Raw genomic sequence first — 13,863 nt, 5'->3', positions numbered from 1 at the left:
CAAACGACAAACATGAGCAAAACCAGTGATTGGAAAATTGTTGCAACTGAGGGGGCTACTGTAGATGGTCGCCAAATAACTGCAGCGTGGATTAAAGACATGGCATCGCTGTATTCAACTTCTGAGTACACCGCGATGATCTGGCCTGAACACGCACGCTCTCACTGGAATGTGTTTGAGGGTAAAAACTGGGGGGTAGTTGAACAACTAAAAGCCGAAAAGAAAGACGGCAAGTTAAGACTGTTCGCCAAGATTACGCCAAACCAATATTTGCTCGATGCTAACCAAGATGGCCAAAAGCTATTTACATCTATTGAGCCGAACCCTGATTACAAGGGCGAGGGGCGATGTTACCTGATGGGCCTAGCTGTGACTGACTCCCCAGCATCTACAGGGACAGACCGCCTTGAGTTCTCACGCAAGCAAGGTGAAGTGACCAAGATTGAATGTAGTGATCTTGAAGAGTTAGATGTGTCCGAATGCTTCACAACAAATCCTGTCTCTAAGTTTTTCTCAGAATTGGCAAAACATTTCCAATCTGGCGGGGCACTGCCAGAAATTACACCTGTAGAGCCTGAACCAGAGGACATTGACGTGACTCCAGAGCAACTAGAAGCACTATTTGATAAAAAATTTAGTGCCTTAAAAACCGAGCTGAAAGATGAACTCAAACAAGAGTTTTCGCAGCAAAACCTAGAACCAGAGCCGGAAGTAAATACAGGGGCAATTGTTGAACAGTTCTCTGCAGCTTTGGATGACAAGCTAAACCCATTGGTAGAAACAGTAGATGGTTTGGTATCGAAATTTAACAAACTATCACAAGAAGTGCCGGGCCAAGAGCCGGGTGGTGAGGGTGCAAGTGATAAAATGGAAGGAGTATTTTAATGCTAAATGCTGTTTCAACTAAATACTTAGCGGAGTTTAGTTTATCCGTAGCTCAAGCTGCTGGTTTAGACGTCCCATATGGCACGTTTAACATCACACCACCGATGGAAACTGCTCTACGTCAGGCAATTCTAGAGTCTCATGAATTCTTAAACATGATCTCTCTTCTTCCAGTGCAACAGATTAAAGGTCAAGTGGTAGATGTTGGTAATGATGGCCTTTCTACAGGTCGTACGTCATCAGGCCGTTTCAGTCGTGAAATGGGTCAAAGTGGTAATACCTACGAACTGACTAAAACGGACTCTGGTGCTCATATTCTTTGGGAGACCATGACCCAATGGGCAAACTCTGGGAAGAAAGGCGAATGGCTTAAACTAATGCTAAACGCTATTTCTCGAGTGTTTGCATTGGATATTCTTCGTGTAGGCTTCAATGGTACATCAATCGCCACGCCTACTGACCCAGTTGCTAATCCACTAGGCCAAGATGTAAACAAAGGTTGGCTTACCGTCGTTAAAGAGAAGAAAGCTAGCCAAGTTTTGGGATCTGCGAAGCTAGACCCTACCGGAGCGGCGGCAGATTCGTACAAAAACCTTGATTCGTTGGTACAAGACTTAATCAACACAACTATTGCTCCAGAGCATCGCCAAGATCCCGATCTTGTCGTGTTGGTCGGCTCTGATTTGGTTGCGGCTGAACAACATCGCTTGCTAGAAGCGGCAAATTCTCCGACAGAACATAAAGCGGCGCAAGCTCTTGCAAAAACTATTGCAGGCAAAAAAGCTTATACACCTCCATTTTTCCCGGCTGACCAAGTATGGGTTACCAATACCAAGAACCTACAAGTTCTTACCCAAGCAAACACACAGCAGCGTCGCCAGAAAAACAATGACGATGAGCTACGTTTTGAATCTAACCATATCCGTATGGAAGGTTACGCTGTGGGAAATCTTAAAAAGTTCGCGGCTATCGAATCTGTTTCAGTCGTCGAATCAGCCGTTGAAGGGGTGATTAATGGCTAGTCCTTTAGCAAGGCAGCGTCGTCAGCTTCTAGAAAATCAAGTCAGTCATTCTGCATCGAAGTTGAGTGCTAGTGCAAATACCGAAAGCCTGCACATCAAGCTGATCGATTTTGAAGAAGACCGCAAGTATCTAAAACAGCTCAATGCTATCGAAGACAAGGTGAAACATAAGCGTGATGTTTTGGTGCCCAAGTACAAACCGTACGTGGAAGCTTACCTAGCAAAAGGCGAAGTATTCGAGAACCCAATTTTCACCAATATGGTTATCTGGTTGTTCGATGTCAACGACATGGAAACCGCGATTGATTGGTGCTTGAAAGCCATAGCGCTTGATTTACCTACACCAGATAACTTCCGACGTGACTGGCCAACCGTGTGCGCCGATGAAGTTTTAGCTTGGGCGGAAAAAGAGTCTGGCAGAGGACATTCTATTGAGCCTTATTTCAGCGCGGTTTTTGAAAAGGTTGAGAGCGAATGGCGACTACACGAAGAAGTGCATGCTAAGTGGTATCGATTTGCTGGGTTGCACTTACTTCGAAATGACGAAGGACAACCGCAACCGACGTCTATCGGTTGTTTAGATACCTTGGAAAAGGCCTTGTTGCTACTGCAGTGTGCTCATGAGAAGTACGCCAAAATTGGGGTGAAAACCAAAATTGGTCAGGTAGAACAACGTATTCGAGCGATTAAAGACAACAAAAACTTGTAACAGCTCCTACGCCGCCGAGCCTCGGCTGGTGAGGTAAGAGTGCCAATAGGCTAACTCAATACCGTCGACCCAGTGGCTAGAGGCTCACTTATTAAAAGAGGAATAACGATGTTTACGGGATCTTCCGGTTCGGATTATCAAGCGACAGAAATCACTAATGACGGTTTTTGGCCGAATATCAATGCCGGTGATTTTGAAAAGCGTCGCGGTATTCCTGCTGCTCAAGACTCAGAACGTATTGCTATCGCTCTAGTTAATGCTGTTTCGGAAGTTAATCAGCAACTCGAAGACTTAAAAGTTAAGTATCAGGAAGAGGGGCATACAACTGCTGGCGATGTTCCTACATTTCCGAAAATGAATGATAAAAACCGTGTTGTATATCAATACGAATCAGCAGTATTTGCGAGAGCCAAAGCTGATTTGCTGCCGGACATTGCAACTGTTCATACCAAGGACAAGGGCGATCACATCGCAGACAGAAGCGTAGAGGTGCGCACTGAATTACTTTCAGAAAGCCAGCGCATTATTAGAAATATGAAAGGGCTGAACCGTTCATCGGTGGATTTGCTATGAGAACGCAATACCAAGCAGGTTACAAGCTGCGTGACCTAAACGCATTTTTAATCAGCGTTGTGGGCGACAAGATAGCCAAGCGCATGGAATGTGAAATGGGCAAGGTTGAGTTGAAACTAGAAACCAAGCACATGGGTCATGGTTTTGACCTGCTGTATCAGCGTTATGTTGCTGACTTCTACTTCGACAAATTCCCTTTCAAAGAATACGACCCAGCGGTGCTGTTCGCTAATGTTGGAGCGTGGTTGATGGACAACGATTCTGACCGTTTCCGCATCGAAGACTTAGACGACCCATACGTAGACGTAGTACTGGAAGATGAGAAAAACGCCGAAGTGTTGGTCTCAGTCATGTTTGAAGAACCCGTCAAAGTGGCTGCAGACCCCGACGGGCCAATCTATTGGAATGGTCAACGCTGGAAGATTGAAGAGTACGAGATTTGGCAGGCGGAAAGGCTATCACATGTAGTTCTCCGCAATGTATGAGATACGGGCCGATAAGCGCAGTTATTTGCGAGTTAAAGAGCAATTCGAGCTGCTAAAGCTTGAGAAAAAAGCCAGAGCCCGAGTGCTGAAAGAGCTTGGTAAATACATCACCAAAACGACCAAAAAAAACATTCGAGCACAGCGTGACCCAGACGGTAAAGCGTGGTCAAAGCGCAAAAACGGCAGGCGAAAAATGCTTAGAGGTTTCACTAAGAAGCTAAAGCATTTTCAAAAAGACAATAACCGGGTTTTGGTTGTTGGTTGGCCATCAAGACGAGGAACCGTTGCACTGGCCCACCATACAGGTGAAGCAGAGGAAAGCGGATTGCAGCAGCGATTCAAGCAAGCCAAGAAAGCGAAAGAACCAAAGAAAACCGACCCGGCAACGAGAGAGCAAGCAAAAGAGTTACGCGATTTAGGTTACAGACTTCCGCCCCAAGGCAGGCAGAAGAGAGGCAAAAAGCCAACGCTCAAATTCATTACTCAGAATATGACCGTCGCTGAAGCCGCAAAACTGATTAGTGATCTGGAAAATAAAACGCCATCACGTAAGTGGGAAGTAGATCGCCCAGAACGCCGATTGATAGGCATTAGTCCGAAACGGGCAGCAATGATTATCAAGCGGGAAATGAATCGAAATAGGAGCAACTAAACATGGCATGGCCTACCGTCATTATTAACATTCTGAACATGATGCGCGGACCGATCCCGGGCGTTGAATTTCACTTTCTGTTTGTTGTGTACGGCACAGTTGCAGGAACAGAGCGCAACCTAATTATGGTGGATAACACCACGGATTTTTCAGACAGCGCGTTCGATAACATCGACCCTGTACACATGCTCACGCTAAAAGCTGCTCAGTTAAATGGGAAACAGAACTGGACTGCCGGTGTGATCGTTTTAAACCCATCAGATAGTTGGCAGGCTGCGGTTTTTAAAGCCAATGAGACATCAAGCTTTGAAGCTGTTGTGTTGGATAAGCCAAATACTGGAGCGTCCATTCTTGAAGATGCAGTCGCATTTCGCCATGAACTTAAAGCCAAGCTTGGACGAGAAGTTTTCATGATCTGTTCCTTACCAGGAATTAACGATTCCGAGGACGGTGAAACATGGGCCGAGTGGTTAGCGCAAACGGTGAATGTGCCAAAGAACATTGCAAGTGAATACATCACCGTAGTGCCACAAGTACACGAAGGAAACTCTACAGTTGGCATTTATGCAGGTCGGTTGGCCAATCAAGAAGTATCTATTGCTGACTCACCGGCACGAGTAAAAACAGGCAGCATTCTCGGCAGTATGGCATTAGCAAAAGATAAGGATGGAAAGCCATTAGAGCTAGCAACACTTAAAGCACTAGAAGCTGCTCGAATCGCTGTGCCGATGTGGTATCCGGACTATCCGGGGCAATATTGGACAACTGGACGTACGCTAGATGTCCCTGGTGGTGATTATCAAGATATTCGTCACATTCGTGTCGCCATGAAAGCAGCACGTAAAGTGCGGGTACGAGCAATTGCACGAATTGCTGATCGAGAATTCAATTCCACACCAGGCAGTGAAGCCAGCGCAAAGCTGTATTTTACTCAAGACCTCCGTGAAATGGCGGTAGTGAAAAAAATTGGTGATTACGAGTTCCCTGGTGAAATCAAACCACCTCAAGACGATGACATCACCATTACATGGGTTAATAGTGAAGAAGTTGAAATTCTACTCGCAGTTACACCTTACGAGTGCCCAGTGAAAATCACCATCGGCATCATGCTCAATCAACGACTAGGGGAGTAAACAATGAATTCTCGTTATACAGGGCGAAGCTTCGACATAAACATGCTGGGGATTTTGGTTCATGTGGAGTCGGCTACAGCAACCATCAATGATGAGTCTGCTGTTGATAAAGAGCGCGGCATTCCCACTGGATTTACTCATGGAGCTGTGAGTTGTGATGTTGAGTATGAGCTGGACTTGAACAACTTCCGTAAGCTTCAACAAAAAGCTCGCGAAGCTGGCAGTTGGCGCGGTATTAAGCCACACGACTGTATGTTCTATGCAAATACTGGCGATGATGAAGACAAAGTAGAGCTGTTTGGTGTGAAGCTTCAAATCTCAGATTTACTTAGTGTTGATCCAAACAGCAGTGATAAAACCAAGCGCAAGCTTAAAGGTTTTGTGACGAGCCCTCACTTTGTTCGCATTAATGGCATCTCATACCTAAGTAATGATGATACCCGCGGTTTGCTTTAAGCCTATCAGAGAGAGAACGAATGCCTGACTTTATCGACCATGCTAGTAGTAACGAAACCAAGTTTACTGAAATGGCAATCGCAAACCAGCTTAAACAGTCTATTCAGACAAGCGAACAAGAGAGTGCAAAAGAATGCCTTGAATGTGGTGACCCTATCCCTGAAGGGCGTCAGATAGCGATAGCGGGATGCCAGTTTTGCGCACCTTGCCAGGCTAAGTTGGAGTAACGATATGAAAGATTGGTTCGACAAATTAACCAGTGGAGTTGCTTACCTTGTGTCATTGGCAGGAATGACTTTCAGCAAGCTGACATTTGAGCAGTGGTATTTCATTTTATCACTAGTGATTGGCCTTGCAGCACTGGGATTGAACTATTGGCACAAGCGAGCAATGCAACGTATTGCTAGCGAAAAAGGAGTAGCACTGAGTGAAACTGACTAAGCGGATCATTTGTTCTGTAGTCGCTGTGATCGGCTTGGTAACAGGTGGTACGGCTGTTTATGGACCTGAATTGACGCAGCCCATTGGGCAAGTTGTGGTATCGGAACGAGACTTAGGAGCGCTGCGCATCACCCCTAAAGGACTGAAGTTGATTGGTGATGCCGAGGGATGTCGGCAGAACCCTTACGTTTGTCCGGGAGGTATTCCTACGAATGGTATTGGGAATACTCATGGTGTGCCAGATACGCCAATCACATTGGAGCAAGTCGCGATCGACTGGGTGAAAAATATTCAATCGGCCGAACGATGTGTGACCAATGCAGAAAGGATTTCAGGAGCGCAAATGAGCACGGGGCAATTTGACGCATTTACCAGCTTTGTTTTCAACTTCGGGTGTACCAAGTTTCGCAAAAATAAGGACGGCTCTGACACTCGGATTTACGCAGCAATCAAACATGGCAATTATCCCAAAGCCTGCGGTCACATTACGGAGTGGGTAAAGAGTCAGGGCGTTGTACTTAAAGGACTCGTCACTCGAAGAGGATTAGAACGTGATCGCTGCATGGAAATGGATTAAGTGGATTGGTCTTGCGGTGTTGGTGACGACCATCGCGGTGCTGAAGCTGCAGCTTCATACCGTCAAAGCAGAGAAAACCACATTAAGTGAAAAGCTCACCAAGGCAGAAGCAGACAACCAAATCAACTTAACCACCATTGAATTTTTGAAGGGTGAAAGTGAGCAAGCTAACAACATGTTAGTTCAGCGGCAACGGCAACACATAGCAGCAGAGGAAAAACTCAATGCAGACCTGGCAGCACTTAAAACAGAGCTGGCAAACGTTCAGTGCCATATCCCTGCCACTGTTACTGACCGCCTGCGCGAACCCTACTGAAACCGTCGCAACGCAGGTGTTCATGAAATTGCCACCTGCTGGAATGTTGGTGCCCTGTTCAAAACCACAAGTTCAAGGGACATGGCCAGAAGTGGTTACCGACGACATTCCCAAGCTAAAAAACGCACTGACTGAGTGTGATAACCAGATTGAAGATTATTTGCAATGGCGTGCTAGGCACGAAAACAAGAAGAGAAGTAAAAATGACTAAACCTACCTTTACATCAAAACCTGTCGTAGTCGCTATCGGTGGCACTGACTTCGTATTTACGCCAACGGTACAGGATGCAAATAACTATACCAATGACATGATGCCTAACAACAAAGTCGCGCCTGCCTATACGTACTTAACGCGTACCGTGAACCCAGAGCAAAAAGATGAGCTCACTGAGTTACTTGATAGCGTTCCTGGCTTAACTATCGAGCTTTATGCCACGGTCAGTAACGCTTCTAAAGGTGGTATCGAAATCACACTAAAAAAATAACAGATAGGGCAAAGCGGATTGAAGATAATCCTTTGGAACAAGCCTTTGCCCTTCGTCGTCATTTTTTGCCGAGTGAGCCAGACGACGAAAGAAGTTTAAGTCGCGCTATCTGGCTGGACAAACACCAGTTCGAACGCGAAGAAAGAGCGGTAATGAGTGCTATCAGCCGACTGTTTAGTCATTAACAGACATAAAGAGCGAGTGAGTATTACGCGATGAGCATGGAAAAACTGTTGATGCACATAGCGTTGGTTGATCAAGTCACCAAGCCGTTGCAGGGGATTACTAAAGAAGTACAAGCTTCGATGGATGCAGGTAAGCAAGGCATGCAAAACATGGCGGCAGGTGGTGCTGGTTTAGTCGCCACGGGCTTTGCTATTCAAAATGCGCTGATGCCAGCGATTGAAATGGATAGAAAGCTAGGCGAAGTGAAGTCGTTAGGGGTTCTGGATGAGGATCTCACTAAGCTTTCAAAGACCGCACTTTGGACATCGGCACAGTACGGGAAATCCGCCACAGATATTGTCGGCGCCTCATATGATATCAAGTCAGCATTTGGTGATATTGATGGAGACAACCTTTCTGACATCACCAAAAGCTCTGCCGTTTTAGCTGCTGCGACTAAGGCTGATACAGCAACCATTACGGATTATATGGGCACCATGTATGGTGTTTTCAAAAATCAAGCTGATGAAATTGGGGTTGGAATTTGGTCCAAACAAATTGCCGGCATGACTGCGCAGTCTGTTGAAATGTTTAAGACTACAGGCGCAGGCATGAGTAGTGCTTTCACTAGCATCGGAGCGAATGCGACCAGTGCAGGAGTTGCTATCGAAGAGCAGATGGCGATTTTAGGCACCCTTCAATCAACCATGAGTGGCAGCGAAGCAGGTACCAAATACAAAGCATTCTTGGCGGGTGTGGCCAACGCTCAAGATAAGCTCAATTTGTCGTTTACCGATAGCCAAGGTCAGATGCTGCCTATGCTAGATATTCTTGAACAATTGAAAGGTAAATATGGTGACACCTTAAGTGTTGCTGAAGCGGCTGATTTGAAAAAGGCATTCGGCTCAGAAGAAGCCGTTAGCATGATTAAGTTATTAATGGCTGATACCGAAGGACTCGCAGGCAGTATTGACCAACTTGGTCAAATCGAGGGAATGTCGAAGGCCGAGCAAATGGCCAGCACTATGACAGATCAGTGGGAACGGTTAGAAGCGGCATGGTTTGCGGTTCGTGCAGCGGTATTTGGTGCGATTCTTCCTTCAATCAATTCGGTTGTAGGCAGCATGGCTGACGGCTTAATGGTGCTTGTTGGTTGGACGGACCAATTTCCTTGGCTTGCTGAAATTCTTGGTTATGTCGCTATCGCAGGCCTGTCTCTTGGCGGGGTGATTGCAACATTGTCGCTTGCCATGGGGATCGGGCAAATGATGTCTGCTGGTTGGACGGTTACCATGACGAGTTTAAATAGCATCATGAGACTACTGCGTATTAGTACGCTGGCGAGTACTGCTGCTGCATGGCTATTTAACGCCGCGCTTTGGGCCAACCCGTTAACTTGGGTTGTCGCTGGTATAGCGCTGCTTATAGGTGGTATTGCTGCGGCAATCTATTGGTGGGACGACTTAACCTCCGCGTTTAAAGATACGGCTTGGTTTGATGTTATTGCTCATGCTATCGAAGGGCTCGTTGATTTACTCAATATGATCCCAGGTGTTGATATTGAACTGGGGAGCCAAATTGAAACGCCAGAGATGACAGCGGCCGTCCAAGCTGAACACAGTACTCCTATATCACAGAACCTAACTCCGGGTGATGCATCAGAAGTTAAGCAATTAGAACTACTTCAACCTCAAATGAGTTACGAGTCTGCGATAGCGACGAACCAAGACGTTTATGGATATAAGCCAGAGCAAATGGCGCCGTTCAAAATTGCAGAAAGCCAGGTTATTTCTCAGCCAAGCATCAACGTTGAAGCTCCAAATCTAGATAATCAATCACCTCAACCGTTTATCGAATACAAAGGGAAGCGCAACGAGCCACGATTGCCTCCTCAAGTGGTGAACAATATGAAAACAACCAATCACAGTGATGCTAGTCGAGTTAGCTCTTTTGGCGACGTGTATATCACTGCCCCTAACGGAATAACACCAGACCAATTAGCCGAGTGGGATGAGCTCAATGTGGGGTAACGACTTAACAGAACGCAAGCGCTACAACGATATCAAAGTGGTCGAGGGTGGCTGGGATATGGACGCAGGCCAGCAGCCTAAAGAGTGCAGTGATTTATACAGCATCGCGCAGGACATTAAGCACGCGATCCTGGAATCAGGATTGGCTCGCCAATTGGTTGCAGAAAGAAACCCAGCGTTACGCGCTGATGTAATGGTGCAAATTGAGCAACTTGCTGAGAGAGATGTAAGAGTGGTACCGGGTTCAGCGACAGCAAGAGAAACAGAAACTGGTGATATCACCTTAACCGCTAAGGCTTATGGATATGGGGAACTTGAGGTGAAAGTATGAGTAAACGACCAAGTACGGATTTTGTTCAGGTGCTAAGTGAATCGGGTGTTCCAGTTACCGAAAAGGACTTTGAAACCAAACTAAAACAAGAAGTCGTGGGGGCTGGTAGTAAGGTTTCGAATGACTCCGAAATGTCACCGTTTTGGCGTTGGGTTCGCGCTGCAGTGGTCACGCCATGTGTTTGGCTGATTAGACATCTATTGGCTCAGCACGTTATGCCCAATATGTTCGTGGCAACCGCTGAGCGTTGGGCTCTGGACCTAAAAGCATGGGAGCACAATATCGCGCCGAAAGTAGCTCAAAGAGCACAAGGCTACATCACACTAACTAAAGCAAATGCTGCTGATGCGGTGACGATTGAGAAAGGGGCGGTTATTCAAACGCTACCTATAGATGGTGTTATGTATAAAGTTCAAGTTATTGAGCCTGGAATCATCGAGGCTGGTCACTTAAAGGGTAAGGTGCTTGTCGAAGCACTTGAAGCGGGCTCCGCATTTAACTTGCCGGCGGGGTATTTCAACATTATTCCTGAAGCGATACCGGGCATTGTTGATGCGGTGAATGAACCTGACTGGCTCTCTGTACTCGGTGCTGACGCAGAGACTGATGAAGAGTTAGCGCTTCGTATTCAAAATGCCTTTACTAGCTCTGGTGAATGGCACATAGATGATGTGTATCGCTCTATCATCGCCAGCGTAGCGGGGATCCGAAGTGATAACATCTATTTTAGAAATACAGGGGACATAACCCCTGGTTCAGCAGAAGCATTGATTTTGATGGAAGTGGGACCAACCCCGCTAACCGTTCTTGAACAGCTAAATGAGCACATAATGTCTAAAGGGCATCACGGTCACGGTGATGTACTTACCTGTAAAGCCATTCCCGATACGAAACATGAGATCACGGCGGATGTCGTCTTAGCTGAGAACTTAGATAGCGCCACCAAAGTGAATGAACTTCTTGAAGTGGAAGCGAGGATTAGAGCGGCTTTTCGAGAAACAGCAGCTTACCCAGAAATGACACGCGCGAAACCTGAGCATCGTTTTAGCTTATCTTTGCTTGGCACTGAGATACATACCAACATGACGGAAGTTGAATCGGTAAGGTTTACCGTAGACGGAAAAGTCCAAAAAGACATTATCAGCAAGCTAGAACAGCCTCGATTGAAATCACTCGCAGTTAGGGAGCTTGTGGATGTCTGAGTCTCGAAATTACGACCAAAGCCGACATTCCCCTCGCTTACCCGAAATTGTGATCCCATGGTGGCAGGACGGAAGAACGACGGCGGATGAAGTCAAAGAACCTCACTTTTTATCTAAAGGCGTTTTTTCATTCTTCCGGATAGTTTGGAGCAGCCTACTATTTCCGCTTCGCCAAATGGATGCGTTGACCTGTAACGAAAAAGCATTGGAATTAATGGCATGGGATAGAGATATCAAAAGGTTTGAGAGTGAGCCACTTTCACTGTTTCGAAAGCGAGTGAAATACGCAGAAGTGAACGCCAAAGACGCAGGTAGCGTAGCGGGCTTCAAGCGGATTTTTGAAAGGTTAGGCATTGGTATCGTTAAGTTCAAAGAGCGTCAAAACGAAGTTCAGTGGGACGTTTGTACTATTGAGCTAAGTGATGGCGATATCTCGCAAAACAGCAAGTTGGTTCAAGTGCTCATAGAGCAATATGGGAGAACTTGCCGTCGATATCGATTTGAAGTCGTTTATCCCATTCAGGTGCACATTCGTACGGCCTGTTTCAGCCAGAGTCAGCAGCTATTTAGTGCAAAACTAGAGGAATAATACAGTATGAGCCAGACCATTATCCCTGCTCAGTTTGAGCGCTATTTAGTGGATAAAATTACAACGGGTAGTACGACAGACATGAACGAGTTTGTGTTTGCTCATATTCCTAACTTAGACGCTGAATCACCGATTGACCGAGCCCTAGGTCTGCCTAGTGAAGCGTATATCGTGCATCGTCAAAAAGTGGACCAGGCTGCGCGACTTAATAGTAATACGTTGGTGTATTCCGTCATTCTTCAGTCAACCACACCGAGTTTTAAGTTCAATGCGATTTACCTCCATGACAAGTATGTTGAGAACTCCTGTGGCTTGATCGTGTATAAGAACACGGAAACTAAAGAAGAAAACATGACCACTATTAAGTCCGTCGCGCAGGAGTACAGTGGCGCTGCAGCGATAGCAAATATTCATGTTGAACCAGGAACTTGGCAGATAGATTTTCATGGGCGCTTAATGGGCATTGATGATGATTTACGTTTGGCGAATCTTGACCATTATGGCCATTCGGCCTTTGTTCGTGGCTGCTCGGTCGTCGCTAAAGGAAAGTCAAACACGTTTGTTGTTAGTCCCGGAGTTGTTTATGTCTCAGGGTTACGTGTTGAGCTGTCAAAAAAAGAGGTGGTGGTCAGTGATGGCATCCCATGTGGCTTGTACTTAGATGTGGTACGCCAAGGCAGCGCACTCTCTCGTTGGGAAAACATAGCGACAGTAAGAAGCTCAAAAACAGAACTCAGTAATTACGTTGATGAAAACGGTCAACAGCATTACATCGCTCGACTTGCTGGCATTGACTCCCATGGCAATGTTACTGATTGGCGCGTGTGGGATGTTATCACTCAGCAACAAGCTGAAGCTGGTGAGGATGAATACCGTAGCCTATGGAGTGCAAAGCGAGTCTTTCAGTCTGTCGCGTCATACATCAACAAGAATGTTAAGAATGCCACTAAAACAGCCTCCGGTTGGATGAGTGCAAGCGATAAGAAAAAATTAGACGGGATTCAGAGTGGGGCTCAAGTCAATGTAGCAACTAACTTGAGCGTGTCTCGCAACGCCAATTCTCAAACGGTTAATAGCTCTACGGGTAAAGATGCCACTTTAAGTGCCGCAACAACATCGAGCGCCGGGGTGATGACCGCAGCAGACAAGAAGAAGCTGGATGGCATACAAGCTGGAGCGCAAGCGAATATCGCAACTAACTTGACGGCATCTCGCAACGCCACAACTCAAACGATCAAGAGTTCTACGGGTAAAGATGCGGTTTTAAGTGCGGTGACGACATCTCATGCAGGGGTAATGACGGCAGCAGATAAGAAAAAGCTCGATGGAGTTGCCACTCAAGCTACGAAAAATCAAACAGACGCATACTTAAAGAACCGAGCTAATCATACGGGCACTCAAGCTATTTCTACTATTCGAGGTTTACAAGAAGCACTCAGTAGTAAATCAAATACAAAGCGGTCAATTTTATGGAATGGAAGAGCGCCAGGTGATACGAAGCTAAAAACGTCAGAGCCTATTACGAACTTCGATTTCTTGATAGTGACAGCCGAAGGTGGTTATGCAGCGGCGTCAGGGCTAAGTCTTAGCGCGATTGTTGATGTGCAATTAGCAATGGAGCTGGGCCAGTTTTATGTAATCTTGCAGAGTGATGGCAAGTACGGGTTTACCTTGACATGTAAGGAAGTTCAATCGGTTAGAGGTGGTACTTCTCTAAAATACGATGGTGTGACCGCCTATTCAGGTGAGCATTATTTGAGAAAGATTGTGGGCGTTAAGGTGTAAGGCATGGATAAAGAGCAAATATATGGA

20 protein-coding genes are annotated in these 13,863 nt (G+C 46.2%); all 20 read left to right on the top strand.

All coding sequences use genetic code 11. The features are described 5' to 3' along the window. Positions 1-12: 12 nt before the first annotated feature. The 20 genes from MTF70_RS00950 (at position 13) to MTF70_RS00855 (ending at position 13,836) form a co-directional block, all read left to right on the top strand. Positions 13-885: a GPO family capsid scaffolding protein gene (locus MTF70_RS00950; protein WP_234499371.1), complete on the top strand. Its 873-nt coding sequence runs from the start codon at positions 13-15 to the stop codon at positions 883-885. Continuing rightward, a complete protein-coding gene (locus MTF70_RS00945) occupies positions 885-1,907 on the top strand; it encodes a phage major capsid protein, P2 family (RefSeq protein WP_248393817.1) in 1,023 nt (340 codons plus the stop codon). The genes MTF70_RS00950 and MTF70_RS00945 overlap by 1 nt, the downstream gene beginning before the upstream one ends. Next, positions 1,900-2,616, top strand: coding sequence for a phage terminase small subunit (gene gpM / locus MTF70_RS00940; RefSeq protein ID WP_065646494.1), 717 nt, complete (start codon positions 1,900-1,902; stop codon positions 2,614-2,616). Before MTF70_RS00945 ends, gpM begins: the two co-directional genes overlap by 8 nt. 108 nt (positions 2,617-2,724) lie before the next feature. Continuing rightward, positions 2,725-3,189 carry a head completion/stabilization protein gene (locus MTF70_RS00935; protein WP_248393815.1) on the top strand — a complete coding sequence of 155 codons (465 nt, stop codon included), beginning with the start codon at positions 2,725-2,727 and terminating at the stop codon, positions 3,187-3,189. Further along, positions 3,186-3,674 (top strand): phage tail protein, encoded by a 489-nt coding sequence (locus tag MTF70_RS00930; protein ID WP_042522477.1) that lies wholly within the window; start codon positions 3,186-3,188, stop codon positions 3,672-3,674. Before MTF70_RS00935 ends, MTF70_RS00930 begins: the two co-directional genes overlap by 4 nt. Beyond that, positions 3,667-4,326, top strand: a complete 660-nt coding sequence (locus MTF70_RS00925; RefSeq protein WP_042522476.1) for a phage virion morphogenesis protein — start codon at positions 3,667-3,669, stop codon at positions 4,324-4,326. Before MTF70_RS00930 ends, MTF70_RS00925 begins: the two co-directional genes overlap by 8 nt. A 2-nt stretch (positions 4,327-4,328) precedes the next feature. After that, the gene (locus tag MTF70_RS00920; protein WP_248393813.1) at positions 4,329-5,459 is read left to right on the top strand and encodes a DUF2586 domain-containing protein; all 1,131 of its coding nucleotides are present in this window, start codon (positions 4,329-4,331) and stop codon (positions 5,457-5,459) included. A gap of 3 nt (positions 5,460-5,462) precedes the next feature. Beyond that, positions 5,463-5,915 (top strand): phage protein, encoded by a 453-nt coding sequence (locus MTF70_RS00915; protein WP_017821175.1) that lies wholly within the window; start codon positions 5,463-5,465, stop codon positions 5,913-5,915. Between the two features lie 20 nt (positions 5,916-5,935). After that, entirely contained in the window at positions 5,936-6,142 is a 207-nt protein-coding gene (locus tag MTF70_RS00910) for a TraR/DksA C4-type zinc finger protein (RefSeq protein ID WP_248393812.1), read from the top strand. Positions 6,143-6,146: 4 nt separating this feature from the next. After that, entirely contained in the window at positions 6,147-6,356 is a 210-nt protein-coding gene (locus MTF70_RS00905) for an HP1 family phage holin (RefSeq protein WP_017635442.1), read from the top strand. After that, a complete protein-coding gene (locus tag MTF70_RS00900; protein WP_042522473.1) occupies positions 6,343-6,933 on the top strand; it encodes a lysozyme in 591 nt (196 codons plus the stop codon). The genes MTF70_RS00905 and MTF70_RS00900 overlap by 14 nt, the downstream gene beginning before the upstream one ends. Continuing rightward, on the top strand, positions 6,908-7,249 hold the full coding sequence (locus tag MTF70_RS00895; protein ID WP_052764199.1) for a hypothetical protein: 342 nt from the start codon (positions 6,908-6,910) through the stop codon (positions 7,247-7,249). Before MTF70_RS00900 ends, MTF70_RS00895 begins: the two co-directional genes overlap by 26 nt. A gap of 22 nt (positions 7,250-7,271) precedes the next feature. Further along, entirely contained in the window at positions 7,272-7,460 is a 189-nt protein-coding gene (locus tag MTF70_RS00890; RefSeq protein ID WP_140337432.1) for a hypothetical protein, read from the top strand. Beyond that, positions 7,453-7,734: a putative phage tail assembly chaperone gene (locus MTF70_RS00885; RefSeq protein ID WP_017821180.1), complete on the top strand. Its 282-nt coding sequence runs from the start codon at positions 7,453-7,455 to the stop codon at positions 7,732-7,734. Before MTF70_RS00890 ends, MTF70_RS00885 begins: the two co-directional genes overlap by 8 nt. A 32-nt stretch (positions 7,735-7,766) precedes the next feature. Continuing rightward, positions 7,767-7,919 carry a hypothetical protein gene (locus MTF70_RS00880; RefSeq protein WP_017821181.1) on the top strand — a complete coding sequence of 51 codons (153 nt, stop codon included), beginning with the start codon at positions 7,767-7,769 and terminating at the stop codon, positions 7,917-7,919. 30 nt (positions 7,920-7,949) lie between these two features. Then, a complete protein-coding gene (locus MTF70_RS00875; protein ID WP_248393810.1) occupies positions 7,950-9,929 on the top strand; it encodes a phage tail tape measure protein in 1,980 nt (659 codons plus the stop codon). Continuing rightward, positions 9,919-10,260: a DUF2590 family protein gene (locus MTF70_RS00870; RefSeq protein ID WP_248393808.1), complete on the top strand. Its 342-nt coding sequence runs from the start codon at positions 9,919-9,921 to the stop codon at positions 10,258-10,260. Before MTF70_RS00875 ends, MTF70_RS00870 begins: the two co-directional genes overlap by 11 nt. After that, complete coding sequence (locus MTF70_RS00865; RefSeq protein WP_213986755.1) at positions 10,257-11,462, top strand: baseplate J/gp47 family protein; 1,206 nt, start codon at positions 10,257-10,259, stop codon at positions 11,460-11,462. The genes MTF70_RS00870 and MTF70_RS00865 overlap by 4 nt, the downstream gene beginning before the upstream one ends. Further along, positions 11,455-12,051, top strand: a complete 597-nt coding sequence (locus tag MTF70_RS00860; RefSeq protein ID WP_042522470.1) for a phage tail protein — start codon at positions 11,455-11,457, stop codon at positions 12,049-12,051. Before MTF70_RS00865 ends, MTF70_RS00860 begins: the two co-directional genes overlap by 8 nt. Positions 12,052-12,057: 6 nt before the next feature. Further along, positions 12,058-13,836 carry a phage tail protein gene (locus MTF70_RS00855; RefSeq protein ID WP_248393806.1) on the top strand — a complete coding sequence of 593 codons (1,779 nt, stop codon included), beginning with the start codon at positions 12,058-12,060 and terminating at the stop codon, positions 13,834-13,836. Positions 13,837-13,863: the final 27 nt, after the last annotated feature.

Origin of the sequence: Vibrio sp. 2CM40D, assembly GCF_023161825.1 — a bacterium.
Classification (GTDB): domain Bacteria; phylum Pseudomonadota; class Gammaproteobacteria; order Enterobacterales; family Vibrionaceae; genus Vibrio; species Vibrio alginolyticus.
This window is presented reverse-complemented; position numbering and strand designations above follow the sequence as displayed.